Genomic DNA, 2,842 nt, shown 5'->3' on the forward strand with positions numbered 1-2,842 from the left:
GAGCGCCGCCGGGAGGTGCACCCGTACCGCGGCGAAGGACGCCGCCGGCCCCACCCGACCGCATCCCACCGTTCCCCTGGCTCCCGAAGATCCGGCCGAGGCCGTTGTAGCCGAGGGCCAGCTCCACGGGCGAGTTGTCGGTGGAGCCGCCGATGTAGGGCCGGGAGCCGGCGGGCCAGAGCGCCGCCGCGACGAGCCACCACCCCGCCCCGACGACGATGCCGACCCCCGCGACCAAGACGTCCCGGATCCGGCGCCCCACGGTCGTCGGCGCCGCCACCAGGTAGGCCGCCGCGAACCCCGGCACCACCAGGAAGGCCTGCAGCATCTTCGTGAGGAACGCGAACCCGAGCACCAGCCCGGTCAGCAGCAGCCACCGCCACGACGCCTTCTCCACCGCCCGCACCGTGCAGTACGCCGCGACGACCATCAGGAGCACCAACAACGCATCGGGGTTGTTGAACCGGAACATCAACACGGCGACGGGGGTCAACGCGAGGACCAGCCCGGCCAGCAGCCCGGCGCCCGGTCCGGCGACCCGTTTGACCGCGCAGTAGAGCAGCCACACCGCGGCCACGGCCATCAGCGCCTGGGGCGCGAGCATGCTCCACGAGCTGAACCCGAAGATCCTGCCGGACAACGCCATCACCCACAGCGAGGCGGGCGGTTTGTCCACGGTGATCGCGTTGCCGGAGTCCAGCGAGCCGAAGAAGAAGGCGGTCCAGCTCTGCGTCCCGGCCTGCACGGCCGCGGCGTAGAAGGAGTTGGCCCAGCCCGAGATCGCGATGTTCTGCAGGGAGAGCACCGCGGTGCCGAGGAGCAGCGCGACGACCGCCGGGCGGTGCCGTCGGTGGGGGCGTGGGCCGGAGCCCTCCGCGGGGGGACGGGTGTCGCGGAGGCGGAGCCTCCGGAGCCGACCATCGGCGCCGTCTGGGCTCAGGGTGGTGGTCACGAAAGGCCTCTCAGGCGGCGATCTGGGTGGTGGGGAGGTCTGCGGGGGCCGCGGGCACCGGCGTGCGGAACACCCACGCGCGGAACAGGACGAACCGCAGGACCGTGGCGACCAGGTTGGCGACGACGATCGCCACCACCTCGACGCCCTGGTGCGCCCCGGGGACGAGGAGGCCGAGCAGGGCGAGCGCACCGGTCGTCAGGGCGAGCCCCAGGCCGAACACGGTCAGCCCCTGGAACTGGTGCTTGGCGGCGCCGTCGCGCCCGCGGACGCCGAAGGTCAGCCGCCGGTTGGCGGCGGTGTTCGCGATCGTGGTGAGCAGCAGCGCGACGACGTTCGCCGCGAGCGGCCCCATGAACGTGCGGAACAGCAGGAACAGCAGCAGGTTCGCGAGCGTGCTGGCGATGCCGATCGCAGCGAACCGGACGAGCTGGGTGGGCAGGCCGGTCGGCACGCCGTCGACGTCCGGTTGCAGCGGCGCGCGTCCGAGCTGGGCCCGGACCTCGGCGATCGGCAGGGTGCCGGTGGCGAGTGCCCGCCCGACGCGCCAGACGCCCTTGAGGTCCGCCGTGGCCGTCTCGACGATGTCCACCGTGGAGTCGGGGTCGTCCACCCAGTCGACGGGGACCTCGTGGATGCGGAGTCCCGCGCGCTCGGCCAGCACCATCAGCTCGGTGTCGAAGAACCATCCGGTGTCCTCGACGAGCGGCAGGAGCCGGTGCGCCACGTCCGCGCGGATGGCCTTGAAGCCGCACTGGGCGTCGGAGAACCCGGCGGCCAGGGTGCTGCGGAGGATCAGGTTGTAGCAGCGGGAGACGAACTCGCGCTTCGCCCCGCGGACCACCCGGGACCCGCGGCCGAGGCGGGTGCCGATCGCGAGGTCGGAGTGTCCGGAGATCAGCGGCGCGACGAGCGGGAGGACGGCGTTGAGGTCGGTGGAGAGGTCGACGTCGCAGTAGGCGAGGACGTGGGCGTCGGAGGCGGACCACACGGTGTGCAGCGCGCGGCCGCGGCCCTTCTGCTCCAGCCGCGCCAGTCTGACCTCGGGCAGCTCGGCCGCGAGCCGGGCGCCGATCAGCGGGGTGGCGTCGGTGCTCGCGTTGTCCGCCACCGTGATCCGGAAGGTGTACGGGAGGTTCGCGAGGAGGTGCTCGCGCAGCGAGCGGACCGACCCGTCGAGGTCGGCCTCCTCGTTGAACACGGGGACGACGATGTCCAGCACGACGCGGTCACCGCGACCTGCGGAGACGGTCGGCGCGGCGGGCTCGATGGCGACCGGGCTCATGCCGATCACGGTCGCGGGCGGGGCTGTGCCGGCTTCGTGGTCGAGCTGTGGCCCGGCTGTGCGATCGCCCCGGTCCGGTGTCGGGGGTGTCACGTCCAGCGGCATGGTGTCGACCCTCGCGGACCGGGCTGTCGCGATCATGTGCCGGACCTGTGCGCGCCCTGTGGACGACGACCGGCCCGCACCCGGGATGGGTGCGGGCCGGTGGCCTGCGGTCTCAGGCGGTGGTGCCCGCGCCGAGGTCGTAGAGGACGACGCCGTCGACGGTGGTGGCGGTGAAGTTCTGCTGGACCCACGCCGCGATGCGCGCTGCGGCGTCGCTGCCGCCGGTGTCACCGCCGCGCAGGGCTGCTCCCGCGCCGCCGACGAAGAAGTGGATCCGGCCCTGGGCCACGTACTGCTGGAACTGCTCCAGGGTGGGGGAGGGGTCGGTGCCGTTGAACCCGCCGACCGCCATCACGGGCGATCCGGCCGCGAGCTGGTAGCCCGCCGCCGCGTTCGACCCGACCGCCGCCGCGACCCACGTGTAGTCCGACGCGTTCGCCTGCAGCAGGGCTGTGACCTGGGCGGAGGGGGTGGTGGTGCCGAGGAGGGAGCCGAAGCCG

3 protein-coding genes are annotated in these 2,842 nt (G+C 73.3%); all 3 read right to left on the reverse strand.

All coding sequences use genetic code 11. The features are described from left to right. The coding region (locus H5J29_RS27715; protein ID WP_376768583.1) for an ArnT family glycosyltransferase at positions 1–952 on the reverse strand (952 nt) is incomplete at its 3' end. 10 nt (positions 953–962) lie between these two features. Beyond that, positions 963–2,237, reverse strand: coding sequence for a bifunctional glycosyltransferase family 2/GtrA family protein (locus tag H5J29_RS27720; RefSeq protein WP_181783937.1), 1,275 nt, complete (start codon positions 2,235–2,237; stop codon positions 963–965). Positions 2,238–2,454: 217 nt separating this feature from the next. Continuing rightward, the coding region (locus H5J29_RS27725) for a mannosyltransferase YkcB-related protein (RefSeq protein WP_512700144.1) at positions 2,455–2,842 on the reverse strand (388 nt) is incomplete at its 5' end.

Source organism: Pseudonocardia pini, from assembly GCF_013870575.1.
GTDB classification, from domain to species: domain Bacteria; phylum Actinomycetota; class Actinomycetes; order Mycobacteriales; family Pseudonocardiaceae; genus Pseudonocardia; species Pseudonocardia pini.

Bases quoted from the DNA above. Each gene is read 5' to 3' on its own strand.
- H5J29_RS27720 (WP_181783937.1), bottom strand. From the start codon at position 2,237: ATGAGCCCGGTCGCCATCGAGCCCGCCGCGCCGACCGTCTCCGCAGGT.